General features: G+C 50.9%; 21 protein-coding genes. 4 read left to right on the forward strand and 17 right to left on the reverse strand.

Going from position 1 to position 22,104, the window contains the following annotated elements; genetic code table 11:
* The first annotated feature begins 71 nt into the window (after positions 1 to 71).
* The 4 genes from J7E85_RS29850 to J7E85_RS29865 all read left to right on the forward strand — a co-directional run bounded on the left by J7E85_RS29850 (position 72) and on the right by J7E85_RS29865 (position 2,971).
* The gene (locus J7E85_RS29850; RefSeq protein WP_076322350.1) at positions 72 to 881 is read left to right on the forward strand and encodes a glutamate ABC transporter substrate-binding protein; all 810 of its coding nucleotides are present in this window, start codon (positions 72 to 74) and stop codon (positions 879 to 881) included.
* Between the two features lie 134 nt (positions 882 to 1,015).
* Positions 1,016 to 1,675: an amino acid ABC transporter permease gene (locus tag J7E85_RS29855; RefSeq protein WP_251036140.1), complete on the forward strand. Its 660-nt coding sequence runs from the start codon at positions 1,016 to 1,018 to the stop codon at positions 1,673 to 1,675.
* A 42-nt stretch (positions 1,676 to 1,717) separates the two neighbouring features.
* Positions 1,718 to 2,368, forward strand: coding sequence for an amino acid ABC transporter permease (locus J7E85_RS29860; protein ID WP_215163594.1), 651 nt, complete (start codon positions 1,718 to 1,720; stop codon positions 2,366 to 2,368).
* A 168-nt stretch (positions 2,369 to 2,536) separates the two neighbouring features.
* Positions 2,537 to 2,971, forward strand: coding sequence for a DUF6376 family protein (locus tag J7E85_RS29865; RefSeq protein WP_215163595.1), 435 nt, complete (start codon positions 2,537 to 2,539; stop codon positions 2,969 to 2,971).
* Positions 2,972 to 3,106: 135 nt separating this feature from the next.
* Here the strand turns inward: J7E85_RS29865 and J7E85_RS29870 are convergent, their stop codons facing one another.
* The 17 genes from J7E85_RS29870 to J7E85_RS29945 all read right to left on the reverse strand — a co-directional run bounded on the left by J7E85_RS29870 (position 3,107) and on the right by J7E85_RS29945 (position 21,896).
* Positions 3,107 to 4,216 carry a hypothetical protein gene (locus tag J7E85_RS29870; protein WP_251036141.1) on the reverse strand — a complete coding sequence of 370 codons (1,110 nt, stop codon included), beginning with the start codon at positions 4,214 to 4,216 and terminating at the stop codon, positions 3,107 to 3,109.
* Positions 4,217 to 4,390: 174 nt separating this feature from the next.
* On the reverse strand, positions 4,391 to 5,017 hold the full coding sequence (locus J7E85_RS29875) for a nitroreductase family protein (RefSeq protein ID WP_215163597.1): 627 nt from the start codon (positions 5,015 to 5,017) through the stop codon (positions 4,391 to 4,393).
* A 22-nt stretch (positions 5,018 to 5,039) separates the two neighbouring features.
* Positions 5,040 to 5,444 (reverse strand): DoxX family protein, encoded by a 405-nt coding sequence (locus J7E85_RS29880; protein WP_215163598.1) that lies wholly within the window; start codon positions 5,442 to 5,444, stop codon positions 5,040 to 5,042.
* A gap of 378 nt (positions 5,445 to 5,822) precedes the next feature.
* Positions 5,823 to 7,046: a family 8 glycosyl hydrolase gene (locus J7E85_RS29885; protein WP_215163600.1), complete on the reverse strand. Its 1,224-nt coding sequence runs from the start codon at positions 7,044 to 7,046 to the stop codon at positions 5,823 to 5,825.
* 352 nt (positions 7,047 to 7,398) lie between these two features.
* Complete coding sequence (locus tag J7E85_RS29890; RefSeq protein WP_215163602.1) at positions 7,399 to 8,406, reverse strand: zinc-dependent alcohol dehydrogenase; 1,008 nt, start codon at positions 8,404 to 8,406, stop codon at positions 7,399 to 7,401.
* Positions 8,407 to 8,427: 21 nt separating this feature from the next.
* Positions 8,428 to 10,668 carry a helix-turn-helix domain-containing protein gene (locus J7E85_RS29895; protein WP_215163603.1) on the reverse strand — a complete coding sequence of 747 codons (2,241 nt, stop codon included), beginning with the start codon at positions 10,666 to 10,668 and terminating at the stop codon, positions 8,428 to 8,430.
* Positions 10,669 to 10,733: 65 nt separating this feature from the next.
* Positions 10,734 to 11,615, reverse strand: a complete 882-nt coding sequence (locus J7E85_RS29900) for a carbohydrate ABC transporter permease (RefSeq protein ID WP_215163605.1) — start codon at positions 11,613 to 11,615, stop codon at positions 10,734 to 10,736.
* A complete protein-coding gene (locus J7E85_RS29905) occupies positions 11,609 to 12,574 on the reverse strand; it encodes an ABC transporter permease (protein ID WP_215163607.1) in 966 nt (321 codons plus the stop codon). Before J7E85_RS29905 ends, J7E85_RS29900 begins: the two co-directional genes overlap by 7 nt.
* A 79-nt stretch (positions 12,575 to 12,653) precedes the next feature.
* Positions 12,654 to 14,261, reverse strand: a complete 1,608-nt coding sequence (locus J7E85_RS29910; RefSeq protein ID WP_215163608.1) for an ABC transporter substrate-binding protein — start codon at positions 14,259 to 14,261, stop codon at positions 12,654 to 12,656.
* Positions 14,262 to 14,771: 510 nt separating this feature from the next.
* Positions 14,772 to 15,704: an L-serine ammonia-lyase, iron-sulfur-dependent, subunit alpha gene (gene sdaAA / locus J7E85_RS29915; RefSeq protein WP_215163609.1), complete on the reverse strand. Its 933-nt coding sequence runs from the start codon at positions 15,702 to 15,704 to the stop codon at positions 14,772 to 14,774.
* The gene (gene sdaAB, locus J7E85_RS29920) at positions 15,701 to 16,384 is read right to left on the reverse strand and encodes an L-serine ammonia-lyase, iron-sulfur-dependent subunit beta (RefSeq protein WP_215163611.1); all 684 of its coding nucleotides are present in this window, start codon (positions 16,382 to 16,384) and stop codon (positions 15,701 to 15,703) included. The genes sdaAA and sdaAB overlap by 4 nt, the downstream gene beginning before the upstream one ends.
* A 39-nt stretch (positions 16,385 to 16,423) precedes the next feature.
* Positions 16,424 to 17,506, reverse strand: coding sequence for a dihydrodipicolinate synthase family protein (locus tag J7E85_RS29925; RefSeq protein WP_215163613.1), 1,083 nt, complete (start codon positions 17,504 to 17,506; stop codon positions 16,424 to 16,426).
* Positions 17,506 to 18,522: an NAD-dependent epimerase/dehydratase family protein gene (locus tag J7E85_RS29930; protein ID WP_215163614.1), complete on the reverse strand. Its 1,017-nt coding sequence runs from the start codon at positions 18,520 to 18,522 to the stop codon at positions 17,506 to 17,508. Before J7E85_RS29930 ends, J7E85_RS29925 begins: the two co-directional genes overlap by 1 nt.
* Positions 18,523 to 18,835: 313 nt before the next feature.
* Positions 18,836 to 18,970 carry a hypothetical protein gene (locus J7E85_RS34695; protein ID WP_285228859.1) on the reverse strand — a complete coding sequence of 45 codons (135 nt, stop codon included), beginning with the start codon at positions 18,968 to 18,970 and terminating at the stop codon, positions 18,836 to 18,838.
* Between the two features lie 131 nt (positions 18,971 to 19,101).
* Positions 19,102 to 20,196, reverse strand: coding sequence for a DUF4349 domain-containing protein (locus J7E85_RS29935; RefSeq protein WP_215163616.1), 1,095 nt, complete (start codon positions 20,194 to 20,196; stop codon positions 19,102 to 19,104).
* Positions 20,197 to 20,386: 190 nt separating this feature from the next.
* The gene (locus J7E85_RS29940) at positions 20,387 to 20,560 is read right to left on the reverse strand and encodes a hypothetical protein (RefSeq protein WP_215163618.1); all 174 of its coding nucleotides are present in this window, start codon (positions 20,558 to 20,560) and stop codon (positions 20,387 to 20,389) included.
* 4 nt (positions 20,561 to 20,564) lie between these two features.
* Entirely contained in the window at positions 20,565 to 21,896 is a 1,332-nt protein-coding gene (locus J7E85_RS29945; protein ID WP_215163619.1) for a hypothetical protein, read from the reverse strand.
* Between the last annotated feature and the right edge of the window lie 208 nt (positions 21,897 to 22,104).

The following is a 22,104-nucleotide window of genomic DNA, read 5'->3' on the forward strand; positions in this document are numbered from 1 at the left end:
CACGCTCGGACAACGAGCCGTTAGGAGCTTGCTTGTTCAGAGAATTCATATCTTTAAGGGGGATCTGGTGTATGAAGAAAAGATTTACGAGACCTTTCAGGTGGAGTGCGGCCCTTCTGGTCTTAGTGATGATGCTGGTTGCATCAGGGTGCGGGGGTTCCGGCAATACAGATACCCTCGAGGCGATCAAAAAACGCGGCAAGCTTGTAGCTGGCGTGAAATATGATACGAAGCTGTTCGGACTGCAGGACCCTGCCACCGGCAATGTGGAGGGCTTCGATATCGACATCGCCAAAGCGCTGGCCAAAAAGATTCTCGGTGACGAGACCAAGGTCGAGCTGAAGGAGGTTACCTCCAAAACCCGGATCGACATGCTGAAGAACGGGGACATCGACATCATTATCGCCACGATGACCATAACGGAGGAACGCAAGGAGCAGGTGGACTTCAGCGATGTGTATTTTGAAGCCGGCCAATCGCTGCTGGTGAAGAAGGGCAGCCCGATCACGGGTCTGGAAAGCTTGAACAAGGATACGAAGGTGCTCACGGTAAAGGGCTCTACCTCTGCGCAAAATATCCGTGAGAAAGCGCCCGACGCCGTCATTCTCGAATTCGAGAATTATCAGGACGCCTTCACCGCACTCAAGGCGGGACAGGGGGATGCCCTGACCACCGACAATTCCATCCTCCTCGGCATGCAGCAGCAGGACCCGAGCTTTGAGCTGGTCGGCGGCAACTTTACGGATGAACCATACGGCATGGCCATCAAAAAAGGGAATCCGGAGTTTGTGAAAACCGTCAACGAGCTGTTGAAGGAGCTGAAGGATAGCGGCGAATACGACAAATTGTATGAGCAATGGATGGGCGTGAAACCGGAATAACCGCAAGCATGTAATGGTCGGGCCGGTCCTAAGGCGTCATGGCTCCAATCAGGTTCCTCCCTTTTGTGGGTGGAGCTGCCTGGCTTCTTTCGACCGGCCACCCGAACATCATCCCCTATTGGAGGTGAGGCATTTTGACCTTGTGGGATTTTAACATTCTGGCCCAGCATTGGGATCAATTTATGGCTGGTCTGGGCCAGACCATTCTCGCCAGCCTGCTTGGGCTGATCGGCAGCTTAGTGCTGGGCACCTTGATCGCCATCCTGCGGATTGCCCCATTCCGCATATTGAAAGCCATCGGCGCCATCTATGTAGAGTTTATCCGCAACATTCCGCTCCTGGTGGTTGTCTTTTTCTTTTTCCTGGGCCTGCCCTCTCTCGGCATACCGGTTGACCCGTTTACTTCGGGTACGCTTGGGCTGATGGTGTATACGGCTGCTTTCATTGCCGAAGCCATTCGGGCGGGGATCCAGGCGGTGCCCTCCGGACAGTCGGAGGCGGCCCGCACTTCCGGGCTGAGTTATATCCAGAATATGCGCTACATCATTCTTCCGCAGGCGATCAAAATCGTACTGCCGGCCATCGGCAACCAATTGATCAATTTGGTCAAGAATTCCTCGGTCCTCGGCGTTATCGCCGGACTCGACCTGATGTATTATGCCGATCTGATTAACCTGAGCACCTTCAAAGGCATTCCCGTCTATACGTTTGTAGCCCTGTTCTACCTGCTCCTGACCATACCGCTTAGCCTGGCCGTCCATTATATGGAGCGCCGCTTTGCGAGAAGCAATTGACGTTAAACGCAAGTTTGCCCAATAAACAGGAGGTGGCATGAGATGGATTTTATCGGTGCGTACTCCTGGCCGAATCTGCGATATCTCCTTCAAGGCTTTTGGATCACGGTGCAGGTTGCCGGCTTATCCATTGTGTTCAGCTTCATCATTGGAACCGTGCTCGGGACTGTGAGATATACGAAAACGCCCTTCCTGTCGAGGACAACGGCCTTTTTGGTGGATATAATCCGCAATCTGCCGCTGCTGCTGATCATTTTCTTCATCGGCATGGTTCTGCCGCAGACCGGGATTCGAATCCCCACTTTCTGGGCGGCCGTCGTCGGCCTGAGCATTTTTGAAGGAGCCATGATCGCCGAAATTGTCCGCAGCGGCCTCGTATCGGTGGATAAAGGCCAGATCGAAGCGGCCCGGGCCTCGGGCCTCTCTTATATGCAGACACTGCGGCACGTGATTCTCCCGCTAGCGCTGCGCCGGATGTCCCCGCCCATGGTGAGCCAGTTCATCTCGCTCATTAAAGACACATCGCTCGCCGTGATCATTTCGCTGCCTGAGCTGATGCGCAATGTACAAATTCTTAGCGGTTCCAGCTATGACTATGTTATTCCCGCCCTTGTTTTTGCATCCTTGCTGTACTTCACGCTGAATTATCTTCTGTCCGTCATCGCCAAACGGCTGGAAGCAAAGCAGATCTAACTGCTATTCCCACCACTAATCATGATCGTGAAAAAAGTCCTGGCGGGTTTGATTGAGCTTATTCGCTGGCTGCTGGGGAAATATTAATCCGCGAAAAAAATACAACCATTCTCCTTGTCATACGTATACAACGTATAAGAACTGCGTTTAGACGACAGGAGGATGAGAATGATCAAAAGATTATTGTTGATTTCACTTGTACTGGGAGTTCTCTCCGGCTGCTCCTTGGTGGACAGCGTGAACAATTCTTTGGATTATACAAAAGAAGCTACCACTTTTATTAATGAAACATCCCAATTTGCCGAGTCTATTCCGGAGCTTGCCCAGCAAGCCGCCACGAATACAGATGCCAAGGAAACGCTGACCAAGGAACTCGAAGCGATGAAAACCCGGATTTCGGAGTTTAACGGCATTGAAGCCCCTGCTTTTGCGCAGACCATCCATGAGCAGTTGGTCGGTTTAAACGACACGCTGCTGACTGACATCAACGGATATATGGATCAAATCCAGAACGGAGTGACCGACTTCCAGAATTCCAACATGGTTCAAACCATCACTAAAATAAACGAAACGATGGATATGCTCCAAAATCTTCAGCCGTAATTAAACCAAGCCCATTGACGATAATATAGCAGCCCTGCTCTTTTGAACTGTGACCCGATTTGTGAAAGGTCATCGTTCACTTCATGAGCGGCGCTGCTATATTTGTCTTCGCTATGTATGTATGTATTCCATTCCTCACTTGAAAAAAGATTCCACATTGGCGGTAAGCGTCTGCTTTACCACATATTGAATTCCGTCTTCGCTAGGCGCCATAATCCAGTATGTCCCTTGGTAGCCTGCTTCATCCTTCGGGTCCCAAGCCACAATGAATTGCCATGTGTCGCCAAAGCGTTCATTATATTCTTCTTTATAACTCCCGGCCATATTCCCCCGCGGAACCGATTCGATTGAAATATGCTGCACGCTTTCAAAAGACTTCATCCATTCCGTATATTCCACCATGTCCCGGGCGTACTGACCCGAAAAGTATCCCTCGCTCCCACCCGACATCGCATAAAAGGTTTCTGCATCCTCCGCCTGCGCTGCCTGGTACAGTAAGGAAACGGTCTGGACCGGGTTCCATACAGGCTGCTTTGCTTTTGCCGCAAGAAATGCCCTATCTTCAGCCGTATGCTGGATCTCTATCGCGATAAGTTCTTCCATTGTCGCCTCTCTTCCAAGCTCGTAGGCTCCGGGATAAACCGTGGATTGCTCCACCACTTTAAGTCCATCCGTAAACGCCGTCACAAACCACAGGTTATGATCGCCCTGACTAAGCTCCTCCAGCACAATCTCGGCTTGGCTGCCGTACGTAAGAGCTAACATCTGACGGCTCTCCCGATCCAGCCCTTCTCTATCAAAAAGCTTGAATCGTTCCGATCTCACTTCACGCTTGCCAGCCTCTTCGAATAACACCTTCAGCTTGGCGGGGGACATACGAACGCTTGGAATGTCAGCATGACGGAAATATGATGTAGAATCGTTAGCCTGAAGCGCCTCATACATATTAAGAACTGCTTCAATCGGGTCATAGTTGGACTCCCCCTCTGGCGACTCCACTTCTTGCTTAACCTGGTGATAGCTTTGATCTTCCGGCTGGAATGCCGTACGCAAACTTTCCGTTGCCGCTGCCGGCATTTCCGATGGATTCCCAGCTTCTCCTGCGCTCGGCACGGCGGCAGTCGATCTATTTTGCGGTATGGATCCCGGTACCTCCTTCGTGCATGCCACCATTAACATAATTGTCATGACAGCCAGCACTATGATCTGTCCGGATCGCTGATACGCCCGCTTCCTCGTCTTCATTTCGTTCACCCCCATATATAACGAATACAATCGTATTTAGGATTGGCACTACACCGATCTCTTTATATTCATCATCGTCAAAACGGAGAGGAATGTTTATCATAGCGGATGAAAAAAAGCTCCCGCCAGATCTAAAGACCTTCAGCGGGAGCTCCCTCTCATATCATGCATCATTTAAAATTGATTATAGCTTACAAATTCCAATACGGGCTTGCGGTAGCCCCGGGGACGTGGCTTTCTTGCATCTTCCTTACCGATCGCGATTAGCATGGCAGGCACATAAGCATCCGGGATATCCAGTTCCTTCTGCAGAGCCACGGGATCAAAACCGATCATCGGACAGGTATCCCATCCCTTGTCCTTGGCCACCATCATCATCAACATCGCGGATAGACTGGCATTGCGAATGGCTTCATCCCTCATAAAAGATTCTCCGCCCGCTTCATAAAAGTTCGTGACGGATTCAACCGTCATGTCATATTCGAGCTTGTCGATCATGCCCAAATTCAGAAAACCCTCATTCATTTTCCCGATTTCCCGGTAGGCCTGCTTATTCCCCAGCACAACGACAACGGCCGACGCGGTGAGTATCTTATGCTGCTTGTTGGCGGCTTCATAAACTTTGTGCTTGATATCGGGATCCTTAACTACAACATAGTGTGTATGCTGCAAATTAAAAGCCGAAGGAGCATATTTAACTTCATTAAATATATCATTCAAGTCCTTATCCGGGATTTCAATCCCTTCCATAAACAGATTAGCCGATCTCCGGCTCTTAATTAATGTTGTCAGATCACTCATATTTGTACGCCCCCATCATCGATTAGTTAAAGATTGCCGCATCCAGTGAATATGCACCTGCACCCGTGAGTGCCAGTGCAACTGCGACTGCAATCAACAGCAGATTATACTCATATCCATTCGCTGTAGACCAATACCCGTTCCGGCCATGCACCTTCACAATTGCGCCCAGCATCGTTAGCGTGATCAGCGCTGCGCCGAGCACCGTGAGAAATCCGGCAGCAAACAACAGCCCGCCAACCAGCTCCATCAGACCTGACAACACCGCAATTGCGACACCAGGTTTAATGCCAACCGATTCCATCCAGCCGCCTGTCCCCTTCGGCCCGTAACCGCCAAACCATCCAAACAGCTTCTGTGCACCGTGCGCCATGAACGACAAACCAACCACCAAACGAAGTAACAACAACCCAATATCTATAGCCATTTTATACGCCTCCATATTCATTTTCATTATTTATAGAAATTCATCGATACCGTTCATCGATATCTTAATTTAAAGATATATACATATAGAATGATTAACCTGCTTCACCCTTGCTAACGTTTGAACACTTTAAACTTACTCCTTTCAACCAACTAACTTTTATATAGTCACTTAACTTAATATTAAGATATATGATATACATCCTTCTGTCAACCGTTATTTTAAACGCCAATACAAAAAATAACCCATAACGCAATCAATGCAAATTCTTATTTTTTTACTATAAATCAATTATTGGTAGGAAAGAACTAAAAAACCCTGATCCGTAACGGATCAGGGTTTTATTTTATGATTACTTAAACTTAAAGGGCGTGATGTTTAATATGTCCACCAGTTCCCCGACATCACGATCATCGAGAACAGCTTGATGCTTTCCTCATAATATCCCTCTGCGGATGCGTTCGCCGTGTAATTCCATACCGAATTCAGCCAGCTCTGGTGGCTGGACGAAGTCATCGCACTTACGCCAAAAGGAGCATAGAACGCCCCGCTATTATAAGTTACCAGCGCGGTGCCGTTCAGGTTATACCCTGCCTTGATGTTAGCAGGATTGCTGTTTGTGGCTGATTTAATGAACGTGTTCATCTTGTTCAATTGATTCAGCGCACGCGTATCACCGGTCATCAGATAGTCGGTCGTAATCCGCCAAGGAGTCCGGGAAGAATTGTAATAGTATTTTCCATCATTCGCCCCTTCCAGGAATCCCCCTTCCGCAGGCTGATAATTGCTGCCCGACTTAACTACGAAATCCGGAAGCAAGCCGGTATTGGAGCTGTAGCCGTTATAGATGGAGTTGATGATGGTATAGGTTTTGTTAATGACGTTATCCCAACGGGCATCACCGGTAGCCGCACGGAATGCCTTCATATGGTTCAGCATGAAATCCGATGGCCGCGTGGCCGTGTCGAAGATGCCGCTTGTTGCCCAATCGCCTAAGCGCAGCGTCCACTGGGACTGATTAACGTCATTGCTCATGATAGCATTGATAATATCCTTAGCTGCCTGGAGGTAATTAATCGATCCGCTGCTTCCCCACTGCTTGTCCGCAAGCAGGAGTGCGTAAGCAATGTCCATATCGCCGTCCGTTGCCGAATTGGCTCCCCCTATATTCTGAAAGCTACTGTTCTGCTTCCAAGCCATCAGATACGGATTGTTATTACTCGGATGCGCCTTGTAATAGCGATAAAGTCCGTCGAAATACGACTGGGCATTACTGTCGTATCCCGCCATCAGAACGGTGAAGAGCATCCCGTAGCCATGTGCCTCGGACACGGTCTCGCCCTCCGAATTGTATTTTACATAATATTGCCCTGTCGCAGCCGGCTTCAGGAAAGACCCTTTCCAGCTGTTCCATTTGCTCTTGACCGCATTATCCATCGCTGACTGCGTCACATTGTTTGGTTTAATCGAACCGCTCGTATAAGACGTATGCTGGGGAAACGGCTTGTTGGCCGCCAGAGACAATCCGGCTGGCAAGATCAGTAGAACAGCACAGAACAACACAGCCGACTTACGGATGATCGAATTTCGGAATACTTTCATCACGCTTCGCTCCTTTGTTTTTCGAATTGGAAAGCCATTACCACCACAGCCTGGTAAACCGGTTTCGGATTAAACCACCACCCTTCCAATGATCGATGGAAACGAGGACACTGCTGTTTGTATGTATGAATACCAAGAAGATTAGATATGTAAATACCTCCATATACAATAATAAATTATCCATATCTACTACTATTATAGTATAATTGTATATTATTGTAAATTAATAGGTTGGCAGATCGGATCCCGGCGCACGCAAAAAGCCGTCTTTCTGCAGTGGCATCACTGCTCGGAAAGACAGCTATCATGATTCCTCTTCTCATTCCTGCGCCGCGAATCCCATTCCCGGAATTCACGCGTTGTCCGCGTAGTTAAATATCGTCCCCAGCGTCGTTGACCCGGGGCCATACCGCTCGTAAGCCTTGTCCGCTTCATCCACCGGGACCACATGCGAGATCAGCGGTTTGACCGATATTCTCCCTTCCGCCAACAAACGAATATACTCGGCGATGTTTCGGCCTTCCGTCCAGCGTACAAAGCCGATGGGGTAATCCGTATTTCGGAGCTCATAACTTGCGTCGTACCGTCCCGGACCGCCTGCTCGCGATATGAGCACCTGCGCCTCCTTGCCAAACATCCGGTCCCGGGCGTACGTCATGGACAAATCGCCGACAATGACGATTTTCCCCTTATCCCGAATCCATGTCATCGAAGAGTTAATGAGTTCTTCCCCGGAACCGCTTGCACACAGAATGACACTGTCGGCTCCATGCCCGCCGGTCATTCGCTGAATCTGATCCTCAAGCTGCTCCTGGTTATCATAGGCATAAGCAATATGCCGCTTCATTCCCTCCACCCGCTCCGGGTTCAGGTCAAATCCCGCAACCGGGCAAGCTGCCGCGTGCGCGACCTGGGCAATCATCTGCCCCAGTATGCCAAGTCCGACCACCACAGCCGATTCGCCAAAACGAAGATCAGCTACCCGCAGGGCATGGATCGCTATCGCTCCGAGTCCCGCAAATGCCGCTTCCTGCGGGTCCACTCCATCCGGAACAATCGCTGTTAGGTTGGAAGGCACGGTAAGCCACTGAGCATGACGCACGTAAGGAGCCCCATAACAGGCCACCCGTTGACCGACGGTTAGCCCCTGCACGCCTTCCCCCATGTCTTCGACAATTCCAACAGCGCTGTAACCCATAATGACTTTTTGATCCGATGCTCTTCGAATAAAGATCATCTCCGTACCCGGGCTGACCGCCGAGTATTCGGTACGAATCTGCACATGACCTGCCGGTAATTCGGCCGGCTTCTCGATTTGATCAACGATCACTTTTCCATGAATCGTGGCAACAGCCTTCAATATGAACCCTCCTGCTCCACCTTATTTTCCTGATGCTTTCCGATATTCGCTCGGCGATACGCCGCTATATTTCTTGAACGTTGTCGTAAATGTGGAAGAGTTCGAATACCCCGTTTTCTCTCCGATTTCGGCAATACTGAGGTCCGTGTTTCGGAGATATTCACGTGCGTGCGATAGTCGGACCTTGTTCAAATACTCCACATAATTCACGCCGAATGTCTTCTTGAAATAATTCGAGAAATATTTGGAGCTTGTATCCAGCACCTCGGCCATATGGTCCAAATACAGATTCTCCATATAATGAAGTTCGATGTATTGCGAGATGAAGGCGGGATTCAGCTTGCTCCGCGGATCATGGTTCCGCGTGTTGGCCACCACGCGCATCACTTCCATCAGCGCCTTCTGAATCTCTTCATAGGTAAAGGCTTGATCAACCTTGCGGATGAAATCACTCTCTAGCTGAAACAGCTCATTGCGGTCAACGGACGGCGAATCCGCCTGCTTCATGACAAGAAAGAACATGCTCTTCGCAATGTGCACCATCTGATGATGATGAATGTGAAGGTCCGCATTCTGCTGAAAAATGTCACTCACGATCTGCAGTCCTTCATCCACCTTGCCGCTCAGCATGCAGTTGCTCAGCTTTTCAATCTTCTGAAGCGGATAATAAATATCCGGGACGTAACGGATTTGCTCCGTATCAACCATATCCGTGTCCGCATTCACACTCCGGTATAATCGGCCATCCTTAATGTTCCGGTATGCCTCGCAGCAATTGCTGATCTTGGATTCATACGTCTGGCTAACGCAGCCCCACACCATAAACGTATCCGTAAACTCCTGGTTGCACAGGCCGATATACTCTTCGAATTTCCATACCAGTTGCTTGCGGTCCGACGGCTGATCCAAACCGATGAGCGCGAGGAATCTCAGCTCTTCGATATGATAAACCACCACATGTTCATAGCGTTCCTGCAGGCCGCCTCGGATCTGGGCCGTCAACTCTTCCAGGACAAAATCCGCCTTGGCTGCCCCCTTGCCGGCAGGTTGCAAATATACGGCCGCCATCATGAAATGCCGACACTGGAAAAAATGCGTGTAATGCTTCTGCATCTGCATTTCCTGCTCGCGTGAATGGTGATGGCCGTCCAGCGTTTGCAGAAACACGCTGCGGCGAATATCTTCATCCACCAGGTCCATCTGCTTCTTCAGGGATTCATTCTCCCGCTGGACCTTGATAATGCCGCTCTGGATTTTTACAAAATCATTCCCTTTCAGCGAACTGCCTCCGAGCAGCTGCACGATGTTCTTCACCGGCCGGTACAGATAAATGCTGAGCAGCACCGACAGAATGACGTTTAACGCAATCGCACCGTACATGATCCACGTATTGGCATTGGTGACGGAATCGATATTTTGAAACTTGTACGGCAGCTTGTTGATATAAATAAAACCGTTATAATCCGATTTATAAAAATTGTACTCAAAATCATCGTGCGTGAGGGAGGCTTCCTGCGACGGGTTAAAGTATACGTCGTTAAGAATGCCTACCAAATCCAGATCCTTCTCGGTGCTCAAGATGACGTTCCGGTTCGCATCCAGTACGATGAGCGAGGCGCCGGGAATCATCGAGTTCAAATCGATCCCTTTAAGCAGCCGGTTCACATTGATCAAGATCATGAGGTTTTTGTTTGACATTCTGACCTTGTTGCCGTCCACGGTGATCATCAAATTCCGGCCATATCCGCTGCTCTGATCCGCATAAACCTCCGCTGGAAAAACCGTGAGCTCGTGCTCCGATCGGGTAAACGTCTTCCAGAACATCGAGTTGAACTTCTGGGACTTGTACCGTCTGTCAAACAGAGCGTCCAGATTGCTGGTCCCGCGTGTCGTAATGGCCAAATCATGATTGTCAAAAGAGACGACCACATCTTCCACGATGTCCACATTAGACACAATGCTGGTGACACTGTCCTGCAGGGAGATGACCTTCTCCATGTCCAGCATGCCGTTATCCAATTGCATCCGGTCTGAAGGAAGCGCATGAATGTTAAAAATCAAATTGTTTATGGAGGAGAAACTGGTATCAAACGACTGTATAATGTTTCTGATCACCATCCGGTTGTTCTCGCTCACCTTGTCGTAAATTCCCGTAATGGAATTCTTGTACACGATGTAATTGAATATGAACATGATGCCGACGACCAGTTGCAGAGCGAAGAAAATCTGGAGCAATCCTCTGTTGGCGATCAATCGATTCATACGGATTCACCTCTCTTGGATGTCATCCCTTCATATTCAACATGAAAGCGCCCGGCACCTTCCCGTTATCCCTTTTCGGAACCGAGCATGACCCCTTTGGCAAAATACTTCTGAGCAAACGGATAGATCAGCAGCACCGGAATCATGGACAACACGATCGTTGCATTTTTCATGGCCTGCGGAGCCAGCGCCGACGCGTCCACCAGACTCGGGTTGCTTCCGTTCTCACTGAAAATCAGCATATCCCTAAGCACGACCTGGAGCGGATACATATTCGCATCGTTCAGATAAATCAGCGGGATAAAGAAGCTGTTCCAATGACCCATGAAGTAAAACAATCCGATCGAGGCAAGTGCCGGTTTGGACAGCGGAAGCACGATCTGGAACAGGATGCGATACTCGGAAGCACCGTCGACAACGGCGGCCTCGCGCAAGGATTCCGACATATTCTCGTAGAAGCTTTTGAGGATTAACAGTTCAAAGGTCCAGATCGCATTCGGAAGCACGAGTGCCCATACGCTATCCAGCAGGCCAAGCTCCGATACGATCAGGTAGTTCGGAATGATCCCCGGATTCAGGAACATGGTCATGATGATCGCCAACAGGAAAAACTTGCGCCCGAAGAAGTTTTTGCGTGCAAGCGGATATGCCGCTACTGCCGTAAGCAGCAGGTTAATGACCGTACCAAGCGCGGTATAAAAAATCGTGTTCAGGTAGGCGCGCGGCACCCGGTCATTGTTCAGCACCTGGGCATAGGCATCCAGATTAAATCCCTTGGGAAACAAGGTGATATTCCCTTGCACCACTTCGGAAGTCGCACTGAGGGAAACGGCGGTGATATAGATGACGGGGTACACGGTAATAATGGCAAGGCACGTCAGAATCAGCGTATTGATGATGCCGAATAACGAGATGTTCCGAAGGCCGAATCGTTTGTTGTTTACCATAGTCCGCTACCTCCCAGTCTCTTGCTGAAGTAGTTAGAGGACAGCAGCAATATCATGGCGACAACGGCTTCAAACAAGCCCACGGCCGCGCCATAGCTGTAGTTGCTCTCCAGTAGCCCTTTCCGGTAGACATAAGTCGAGAATACATCTGCCACCTCATAGGTCATCGGATTGTAAAGCAGCAGTACCTTTTCGTATCCGATCCGTAGCATCGATCCCGTCTTCAAGACAAACATGATAATAATCGTAGGCAGAATGGCGGGAATCGTGATTCTGAAGATCATGTGGCGCCTTTTGGCACCATCCACCTTGGCCGCTTCGTAAAGCGACGGGCTGATCCCTGCGATCGCAGCCATATAGATGATAGCCTCATAACCGACGGTTGCCCAGATGTCCGATGAAACATAGATGGTTCGGAACCAGCTCGGTTCAATGAGAAAGTATGTCTTCTCAAAGCCTAACGCAGCGATGAGTTGGTTAATGATTCCTTGATTGGGCGACAGGAAGTCTATAATCATGCTGCTGATAATGACAACCGACAGGAACGAAGGGAGATAGCTGAGCGTTTGAACCGATTTTTTAAACCATTTGACTCGGACCTCGTTTAAGAGAATCGCCAGAATGATGGGAAATGGAAACCCGAAAATGAGATTATATACGCCGAGAAGCAGCGTATTCTTGAACAACAGCCAGAAATCCGGACTGCTGAAGAATTTCTCGAAATGTTTGAGCCCCACCCAGTCGCTCTCCATGATGCCGGTGAATACGCTGTAGTCCTTGAAGGCAATGATTAAGCCGTACAGGGGCCCGTAACGGAAAATAACGTAAAACAACAGGCACGGGATAAACAGAATTAACAGCTGTCTGTCCCGCTTCATATGCTGAAAGGCCGAAGCCATTCTTCTCCCAAGCCCGCCGCGGGGGGTGGCCAGTTTTGTCTCTGTCCCTGCACTTGACATGGTGTTCCCTCCTTAAGATGATGTGCAGCACCCGAGTGTTGTACCCGGATGCCGCCATCACTCCTATTTCTTCTGCGGATTAATTCGTGGCATCATCCAATCTCTTCTGGGCTGCGTTGAAAATATCGACGAGTTGCTTGGCTCCCTGCTTCTCAGCTTGGACCTGCCATTGCTGCCACTCAGCATCGCCGTAGTTTTTGTTCAGAATGTATTTCGCGTTAAATTCATCCGCCAATTTCTTCAGCGAGGTTTGAATTTCCGCAATCGTTGCGGTTTCGTCATCCGTAAAGTTCACAACCGGATCCAGCGGCTCGAATTTATTGCCGTTCAGCAGCTTATCCTGAGCCTCCTGTTCCTTCTCCGTGTAGTTGAAGTACACGCTGCGCTTATCGGAATTGACATACAGACCTTGCAGCCATAGACCGTAACGGTCCTCCAGCACGCTGATATCCACCAGCGGCACGTCGGTCAGCTCCGGATATACGGCTTTATCGCCTTCCAGCTTGAACGTCTCACCTTCCACGCCCATCGTTACCAGCGTTGCGCCGGACGGGCTCGTCAGGTAATCAAGCAGCTTCAGGGAAGCTTCCTTGTTGTCATTATTTGCTACTGCGATGCTAAAGCCGTTCGTGATGCTCTCGATCGTCTTGCCGTTGCCGGTCGGTCCGACCGGATTGCCGTATCTCAGATCATAGTTCGGGTTTTGGTCCTTGACCTGGTTGTAGAACAGGTCCAAACGTCCGATCCAGTCATAGGTCACAAAGGATTTGTTGCCTGACGTCATTTTCGCCGTCCAGGAATCGTCGGTGTCCGTCATGAATTCCGGATCGAGGAGTCCCTCGTTATACAGCTTCTTCATGAAATCGAGCATTTCTTTATGCTCGGGCTGTATGGTAGCGTACTTCCACACCTTGGCGTTCTCGTCGTAATACGTCGGATAGTTGGCTCCGCCGATTCCCCAGCCGAAGGCCCAATCGCGGAAAATGTGTTCTTTCGTCTTGGAGGCGTAAGGATAGGAATCCGGATAGGCTTCCTTCAACTTTTTGAGTGCCTGATAGAATTCATCGGTATTCGTCCATTCCTTGATGCCCAGCTCATCGAAGATGTCTTTGCGGTACAGGAAGCCGTGGTTAACGTCACGGTTGATGTTTGCAACCGGCCAGGTATAGATGTTTCCGGATTCATCTCCGTAGGACGGAATAACCCACGGATTCTCATCGACATACATCTTTTTGAAATTCGGCAGCATGTCGAGATATTCGTTGATGGCAACGACCGCTTTCTGCTTGCCGATCTTCTTCAGCTCCGGAGGCGTTAGCCCGTGGATAATGTCCGGGAGCTTGCCGGAGGCAACGGTTACTTTCAGTTTGTCTTGAAAGGTAGCCGAAGAATAGGCTTGGAAATTCACCTTGATGCCGGTTCGCTTCTCGATTTCCTTTGCAAGCAGGGAATCATTCAGGTTGGTTTTCTCGCTGACGACCATCCAATTGATCGTTGTCGGTTTATCGACCAAAGGAAGCGCGAGACCCCCAGTATCCCCATATTGATCCGGATCTGCCGGTGCCGTTGGAGGGGCTTTGTCTCCGTCCGTTTTGGGAGCTGCCTCTTTACCCCCTCCGCTGCATGCGGCCAGGATCGAAACTATCAGTGTGAATACGAGTGCCATACGAAACCACTTTTTTGTCATTTTCGTTCCTCCTTTAAAAAGATCATTTACATGCTGCTGACTGAATCTGTGTAATCGCTACTCTACCCCCGTCATTTCTTCTCATCTGTGCGTGTTGGTTTATTCATCTGGACTACGTTTCAAATAGCAAAATGCTCCCTATCACTCCTCCTTGTTGGCGAAGATCCCTAGCTGAGCGCAGGGAATATTCTAAAATCACTCGGCAGCCGATACCGATCCTCCGGCACGGATTTTTCTACCCATCCACATCATAAAAACGCTTTCACAATTCGTAAAGAAGCGTATTTCGGCGAGATGCTGTTTTTTCTCATCCAAGCCATTAAAATGCCAAAAAACCGCGTAGTATCAGGCTTTTCAGGCATGTGGAAAATGCTAAAGCGGTAGAAATATCTAAAAAAAATGAGGGATTTCATAACGAAATCCCTCACGGCGCATGTTAAATTTTTTCTCTTCCTCATCGTACATTTAAGTAACCGGACGCCTTGGCGTTAGATGAAAATGAGTGTGAATTCATTCACCCGTTTCGTCTTTCTTTGCTTTGGCACCCTTTTCCCGCAATTTCTTGCCTTCCTTGCCGTACAGATCCTTCAGGATCTTCTTGCCGGTCGGTGTCTGCGCAAGTCCGCCCTTTGCTGTTTCCCTGTGCTTGGACGGCATAGCCGTGCCGACTTCCAGCATCACGTCAATTACTTCATCGGATGGAATAACACTGCGTACGCCGGCAAGCGCCATATCCGATGCCGCCAGTGCCGTCACAGCTCCGAAGCCGTTGCGCACGATGCAGGGGATCTCGACCAGTCCGCCAACGGGGTCGCAGATGAGCCCCAAAGAATTTTTCAGTGCAAGTCCAACGGCATGAACAGCCTGCTCCGGCGTGCCGCCTCGAAGTTCAGTCAAAGCGCCTGCCGCCATACCGATGGCTGAGCCAACTTCGGCTTGACAGCCGCCCTCCGCACCGGAAATAAACGAGTTGTTGGCAATGACGTAGCCGATCGCGCCTGCGCTGAACAGCCCCATCACCAAAAACTCGTCTTCCCAGCCCAAGCGTTCCTGAGTGCTGACGAACACCCCGGGAATAATGCCGCATGAGCCCGCTGTCGGCGTTGCCACGATGCGCCCCATGGAGGCATTCACCTCGGACACGGACAGGGCGTAGGCCAGTGCCGTGCAAGCATCGGTACCGAGCGCGGTTACCCCGCTGCTCATATATTGATGGACGCGCACGGCATCGCCGCCGGTCAGGCCGCTTTTGGAAGGAACGGGTTCATGGATCCCCCGGTGCACTGCTTCCTTCATGATGCCGTAGTAATCGGCCATTTGCTTGAACGTCTCGTCCCGGCTTTTCCCCGTTTCCTTAATTTGTTCATTCAGCATCAGCTGGCCAATCGTAACCTGATCCTCCCGGCAGCATGCGATGATCTGCTCCAGCGTAGAAAACTTCATGACTGCGCCCCCTCTACTGTCAAATCTGCAACGACGACGCGGTGCACGCTCGGCAACCCTTCGATATGCTGCATCAACTCGGCCGGAACCGCTTCGTCCGACTCCACCACCGTCATGGCATCGCCGCCTCTTCCCTTGCGGTCCACGTCCATATAGGCAATATTGACGCCGCCGGCCTCCAGGAGCCGGGTGATATGCGCGACCATGCCCGGCGTATCGTCATGAAAGACCAGCAGCACCGGATAATTCATCGTAAACTTGACGTCGAAACCGTTTACGCGCAGCATTTCCACGCTGCCTCCGCCAATGGAAGCGCCTGCAATGATATCGGTATGATCGCCGTCTGTCAGCCTCAGCTCCACAGTATTCGGGTGAAAGGCCACATTCTGTGCCGTCTTGAATTTAAGTTCAATGCCTGCCGCTTCGGCAAGTTCGATCGAATTCCGGATGCGCATATCATCCGTTGCAAAATCGAGCAATCCGCCCACGACAGCCAGATCGGTGCCGTGGCCGCGGTAGGTTTCAGCAAAAGAACCGTAGAACACAATTTCCGCTTGATCGGGGAATGCTCCAAATATGCGCCGCGCAGCCCTTCCGATCCGCACGGCCCCAGCGGTATGAGAGCTGGACGGCCCCACCATACTGGGCCCAATAATAGAAAACACATCTTTAAACCGCATTCGCGATTCCCCACTTTCAACTATTCTGCCCTCATTGTATCAGTCCGCCAGCCATCTTTCCAAGTGCTCTTGAATAAATTCGTCATCGTTCAAATGCGGATAATCCCGGTAGACTCTGTCAATCTCTTCGGATTGGCCGGGAGACAGCGTCTCATGCGGATTCAGGCACCATATGCCTTTCAGCAGTCCCTGCCTGCGGAGCACCTCATGGATACCTGGAATACAGCCTGCAAACTGATGTGCAGGATCGAAGAAGGCCGCATTGGAGTCGGTAATCTCCACGTTGCGTGTCAGCCATTCCTTCACGAATCGATCCTGCTTGCGTGCCTCCTTGATCTCTTCCAGCAGCTCCACCGCTTTCTTCGTCCAGACTGCCCAATGACCGAGCAGACCGCCGACGATAGGCTTGGTGACCAGCATCCCGTCCACCTGGAATTGATACGTCGTCAGCAAATCATTGACGATGTTATCGTCGTTCCCCGTGTACAGCGCAATATCATCTCTACGGCTCGAATAACAGACGGCACGAACGACGTCCATCGTCTGGTAGCGGTTGAAGGGAGCCATCTTGATCGCAACGATATTCGGAATTTCGGCGAAGGCCCGCCAGAAATCGAAGGAGAAGATGTTGCCGCCAACCGACGGCTGTAGATAGAAACCGATCACCGGCATCCTCTGCGCAATCTCCTCCGTGCGCTTTAGAATGTCTTCTTCGCTCCAGCCGCTTAAACCGCCCATGCTGAGGAGGACGGCGTCATAGCCAAGCTTGCGGGCAATCTCTGTTTCCTCCACAGCCTGCTCCGTGGGGCCGCAGACACCGGCCACCATCATGAACGGCCGATCGAGCTCCGTCCTGCGGACCTCTTCTGCCGCAAGTCGTAGCACGGGTTCATACAAGTCAATACCCTTGTCGCGGATCTCGAATTGAGTCGAATGAACGCCGACTGCAACACCGCCTGCACCGGACGCCGCATAATAACGCGTTAATGCCCGCTGGCGTCGTTCGTCCAGCTTCCGATTCTCATCCAATGCCAGCGGGTGAGCCGGTATAACGAGCCCTTCATGCAGAGCTTTAAGCTTCTCGGGGGCCAAACATTGAGTTGCAGGAACCTGTCCGCTCATTAGAATTTCCCCTTTCTCTCTTGGAAGTGAGTCGGCTTTTTCCAGCTCTCGCCGCCGGATTGCACCCATGCTGCCGTCCAGTCCAGCATCTGCAGCAGAGACACCTTCGGATAACCGAACAGCTGGTGGGATTTCGCAGCATTGTTCAGGAGTGCGGTCTCGGATTCCGTACCCGTAAAGGTCACTTCTTTGCCCATCCGTGCCGCCAATTCCTGTGCCGCCCAGCGGATCGACATCGTCTCCGGTCCGGTAATGTTGATGATTTCCGGAGGCGAGCTGCAATGCAGGAGCGAACGGAGCGCCATCTCGTTGGCATCCCCTTGCCATATGATATTCGCATGCCCCATCGCCAGGTGAATCGGCCGGTCCTCGTGGATCGATCTGGCCAGCTCATGCAGAACGCCGTACCGCATATCGATGGCGTAATTCAGACGGTAAATTGCCATCGGCGTACCATTCTGGTGGGAAAAATATTCGAAGACGCGCTCTCTGCCGAGACAGGACTGCGCATACTCTCCGACCGGCTCTGGCGCTACCGATTCGTTGACTCCGCCGCTGCCCACCGGTGAGAACGGATACACATTCCCTGACGAGAACACCACCATGCGAGATTGCTTGAATTTCTCGGCCACCCGGCCCGGCAAATACGAGTTCATCGCCCAAGTAAAATATTCACGGCCGGTCGTGCCGAATTTATTGCCTGCCATGTAGATCACGTTCGGAGCCTCGGGGAGCTGCTGCAGCTCTCCATCGTTCAGCAGGTCACACGAAATCGTCTGTACGCCCGCCTCCTCCAGCTCGCGTCTGGCCTCTTGGTTCGAGAACCGAGATATGCCGATGATCCGTTTGCCGCCACCGCCTTCGCGTACGGCGTTGGCAGCCAGCCTTGCAAGGCTGGGACCCATTTTCCCCCCGACACCAAGTACAAGGATATCCCCTTCCAAAGACGCCAGATCGGCAACAAGCTGTGCTGAAGGCTCAGCCAGCTTCGCTTCTAATTCTGCAACGGTTAACATGAACAATCTCCTCCTCCGATTGATGATTCATCCTCATCATACGGCCCCGCTTGATATAAAGACAAATCTTTAAATCGTCTTTAAATAGGCAGTGATGTGCCATCATACTCGGCAGACTTACTTCCCGGAGAACGGGGACTTTCAGCCCCTGACGGACGAGCTGCAACAATCTTTATTACAGCATAAGAAAAACGTCTATCGACGTACTTTCTCAGTAGACAGACCGCGTTTAGAGGAAGTTTTTCTTGCGAGATAAGGATGCTAAGCTTCGGATGTTTATACTTTCTTATCTCTCAAAAAAAGCCCCCTGATCTCAGGGAGCAAACGAAACGTTCAGCACGATGTGTCGAAGCACGAGGAAGGCAATGATAAAGGAGGCTGCCAGCCCCAGCATCGTGAAGATGACGATTTTCTCAACGCGAGTAAATTTGGCCTTCGTTTTATTCATCACGATCACCTCGTATTCCATTATAGTACAAATATGATATCCTATTCCAGAAACGTGAATCTGAAGATTTTACTTGGCCTTCCTCTGGATTTTATGTGCGTTTTTTGACGTATTCAGGTCTGCTCCTGCCGTTATTCGTCTTTCATTCGTTTTTCCTCGTTCTTTTGGCCTTCAACATGCCCTTGCTCAGATGTCGGCCCGTTATTGAGCAGCTTTCGTTTACGGGCTACCTCTTCCCGTTTCCGTTGCCCCGATCTTCGCGCCAGCCATAGAATGAGCAGAACGAAGGCCGCGATGACCAATACGGGAAGCGAGCCGGAAAGGATGACGATAATCCATTGGACGATGATGGTGATCACGTCGATGCTGCCCTGAAAAGCTTGGGAAATCCGCTGCCCGAGCGGTGCCTGAATGGCGGACGTTTTGGGATCATCCTTTTTTTGGGGCGTCTCGTACAGCCTGATTTCTACCGTGGAATAAGACACGTTTTGGTCAATGTAACGCATTCGGCCTTTCATCTGCTCGATTTCCGATTGGATGCGCTCCAGCTCGTTGGCAAAAGCGACAAGGTCGGTCGTTTTGGTCGCTTTTTTCATGAAGGCGACGTACTGCTCCTCCATGATTTGCTTGGCCTTGAGCCTGGATTCCAAATCGACGTATTCCTCAGTCACGTCCTGCCCTTCGATGCTTCGCTGCAGGTTTTCATGCGCAATGTTCTCCAAACGGTTTAAAAAGGAGGAGAAATCGTTTGCAGGAACTTTCACAATAAACGTGCCGCCTTTTTCGCTACTGGACTGGGTTTCGCTGAAATTAACAATATAACCGCCGGAAAGCGTCACTGTGTTCCGGACTTCCGACTGCGCTTTTCCATAGTCCTGAATCTCCATCACGATATTCGCTTTGTACATCAGCTTTTTGTTGAGCCCGCCTGATAAATCCTGCGAATTAAACCCTGCGCCAGAAGCCTGGGCAGGCGATGGCATATTCGGAAGCTCGGCATCCGCCGATGCCGGCTCCTCGACGCTGTTCTTGCTCGTCACCGCCGTTCCGTTTTTGGCTTCCGCTTCACCTCCATCTGTTTGGTTTGAGGCTTGATCCACCGATGTTTCTTGCGATTCGACGGCCGCGGCACCTCCAGCGCTTTTGTCTTGAGAACCCGAAGAGCAGCCGCTGACCAGCAATACGATAAGCATCAAAGCAGTAATCCATGAACCCCGCTTTCTCATACTTCAACCCCCCTGAAGATAAATATTTTCCGTTTTATCTACTAACGGTTCCATCATCTGGAAGGTTGCGGGCGCGTTAAAGAAATTTATCAGGGCGGGGCCTTTGCTCCGAGAAACCTTTGCCCTCTCCATGCATCGCTTCGCCGTATACGGTAAGTACGAACGTCATTGTCAGTGCACACCGGCAGGTTCAATCTGGCCTGCAGCTTTTCCGGAACTCTCCCGGCAGATAGCCTGTCATTTCGCGGAATACCTTAAAAAAATACTTCTCGTTCGGATAACTGGACTGAACGGAAATATGCCCGCCGCGCCGCTTTCGCTCAAAACAACGCAGGGAAAGCGCCCCTTTCCAAAGCAATTTCACAGCACTACTCCAAAAACGTAAACCTGAAAATCTGCCTTGGTCTCCCCCTCGGCACCTTCTCGATTCCGGCAATCTCGACCAAGTCGTTGTCGGTCCACAGCTGGAGGAGCCGATGCGCACTGCGGACGGTAATGTCCAGCAGGTGAGCGAGCTCATGGACCTTGTATTCATATTTACCCGAACGGGCACGCTGGTTCAGCAGCTTGCTTAAATAGGCACTCGTCATTCCGGCGTCCTCTGCCCGCTTGATCAGCTCTGCATCTGTAAAGGACAGCACCTCCTGCACAGGGTCGGCCATCTCCAGCGGTCCTATCAGCGTTCCATCCTCCCGGACAATAAAGCAGGCGTTGCCGCCAACCTCCTTGGATTTCCGCATCGCGATGCGCGCATTGGTTCCCGCCATGCTGGCCGACTGGCCGAAACCCATGCCGATGCTGAGCGAAATGCCGTAGGTTTTGTTCACGTCTTTGGCCAATGGAATCGTTTTGTAACCGCCGGTTTCCCGTTCAAAGATGCCGCGCGTCGTGAAGAACAGATACTCGTCCCCGCCCAGATGGGTCAGATAGCCGTCCAGCGATTCCACATAATCGAGCACCATCCGGTGAATATCCAGCTTCAGCTTCTGCACCTCGTGCTCATTATTCCTTCTTAACGCCTGGGTTCCGAAATCGTCTATATTAATCATTCCGACCACGATCTGGCCTTCCCTGCTACGGCGGGATGCCGTGGATAGCAAAGCCCGCTCCAGCGATACCACGATATCCTGATCGGAAGGCAGCAGCCACTCATTCGGGACCCCTAGCCTCGTCAGCTCATGGGCCACCGATTCCACGCCCGTGAACGCAACAGAGCATCCGCCGGATTCATATTGAAGACGGTGAAAATCAATCAGATTCCCCTTCGGGGCATAAGCAGGTCCATCGTAAATAACAGCTTGTACAGCCGGGATACCCAGATCCCTTATCGTCCGGACCACCATCGTCTCGGTTAAGGTATCCACCGATATGCCACCAGCCAGTCTTCCCCGCTGCCCGGCATGGAACAGCGCTTTATATAAACCCGCGTCCGTGACGGGGACATAATGCACAGGGATTGAGACCTGTCCAAGCTCCTTCACCTTGCGCTGGGACAGCGGATCTGAGAGGAACAACACCTCAACCTCGCCTCCGATCCGCTCAGCCAGTGCCGGCGCTTCATCATCATCCTGAAAAACAAGCGGCACGGGGTCAAAGGAAGGAAAGGTTTCAATAACCTTCATGATTTTATCAACGATCGTCTGGGTTCCGATAATACCGATACGAATTTGCTGGACAGGGAGTTGCCTCCGCTCCGTCATGTTTCCTTCACTCCCATCTTTCCCATTGCCGAGAAGCCGCTTACCGGCAAGCCGGCATGGATACCTAAATCATACCCGCTATCGAAGATTTGGCAAGTGAAACTGGCCAGCGGGATTCATTACTTTTCAATTCCATCCATGCTGCCTACCTCTATAAATCCCCGCAAAAAAAGAGCCATTACGGCTCTAAACTGTACCCTGTAGAGTA

The sequence above is a fragment of the Paenibacillus sp. ISL-20 genome, from assembly GCF_018613005.1.
Taxonomy (GTDB): domain Bacteria; phylum Bacillota; class Bacilli; order Paenibacillales; family Paenibacillaceae; genus Paenibacillus_AQ.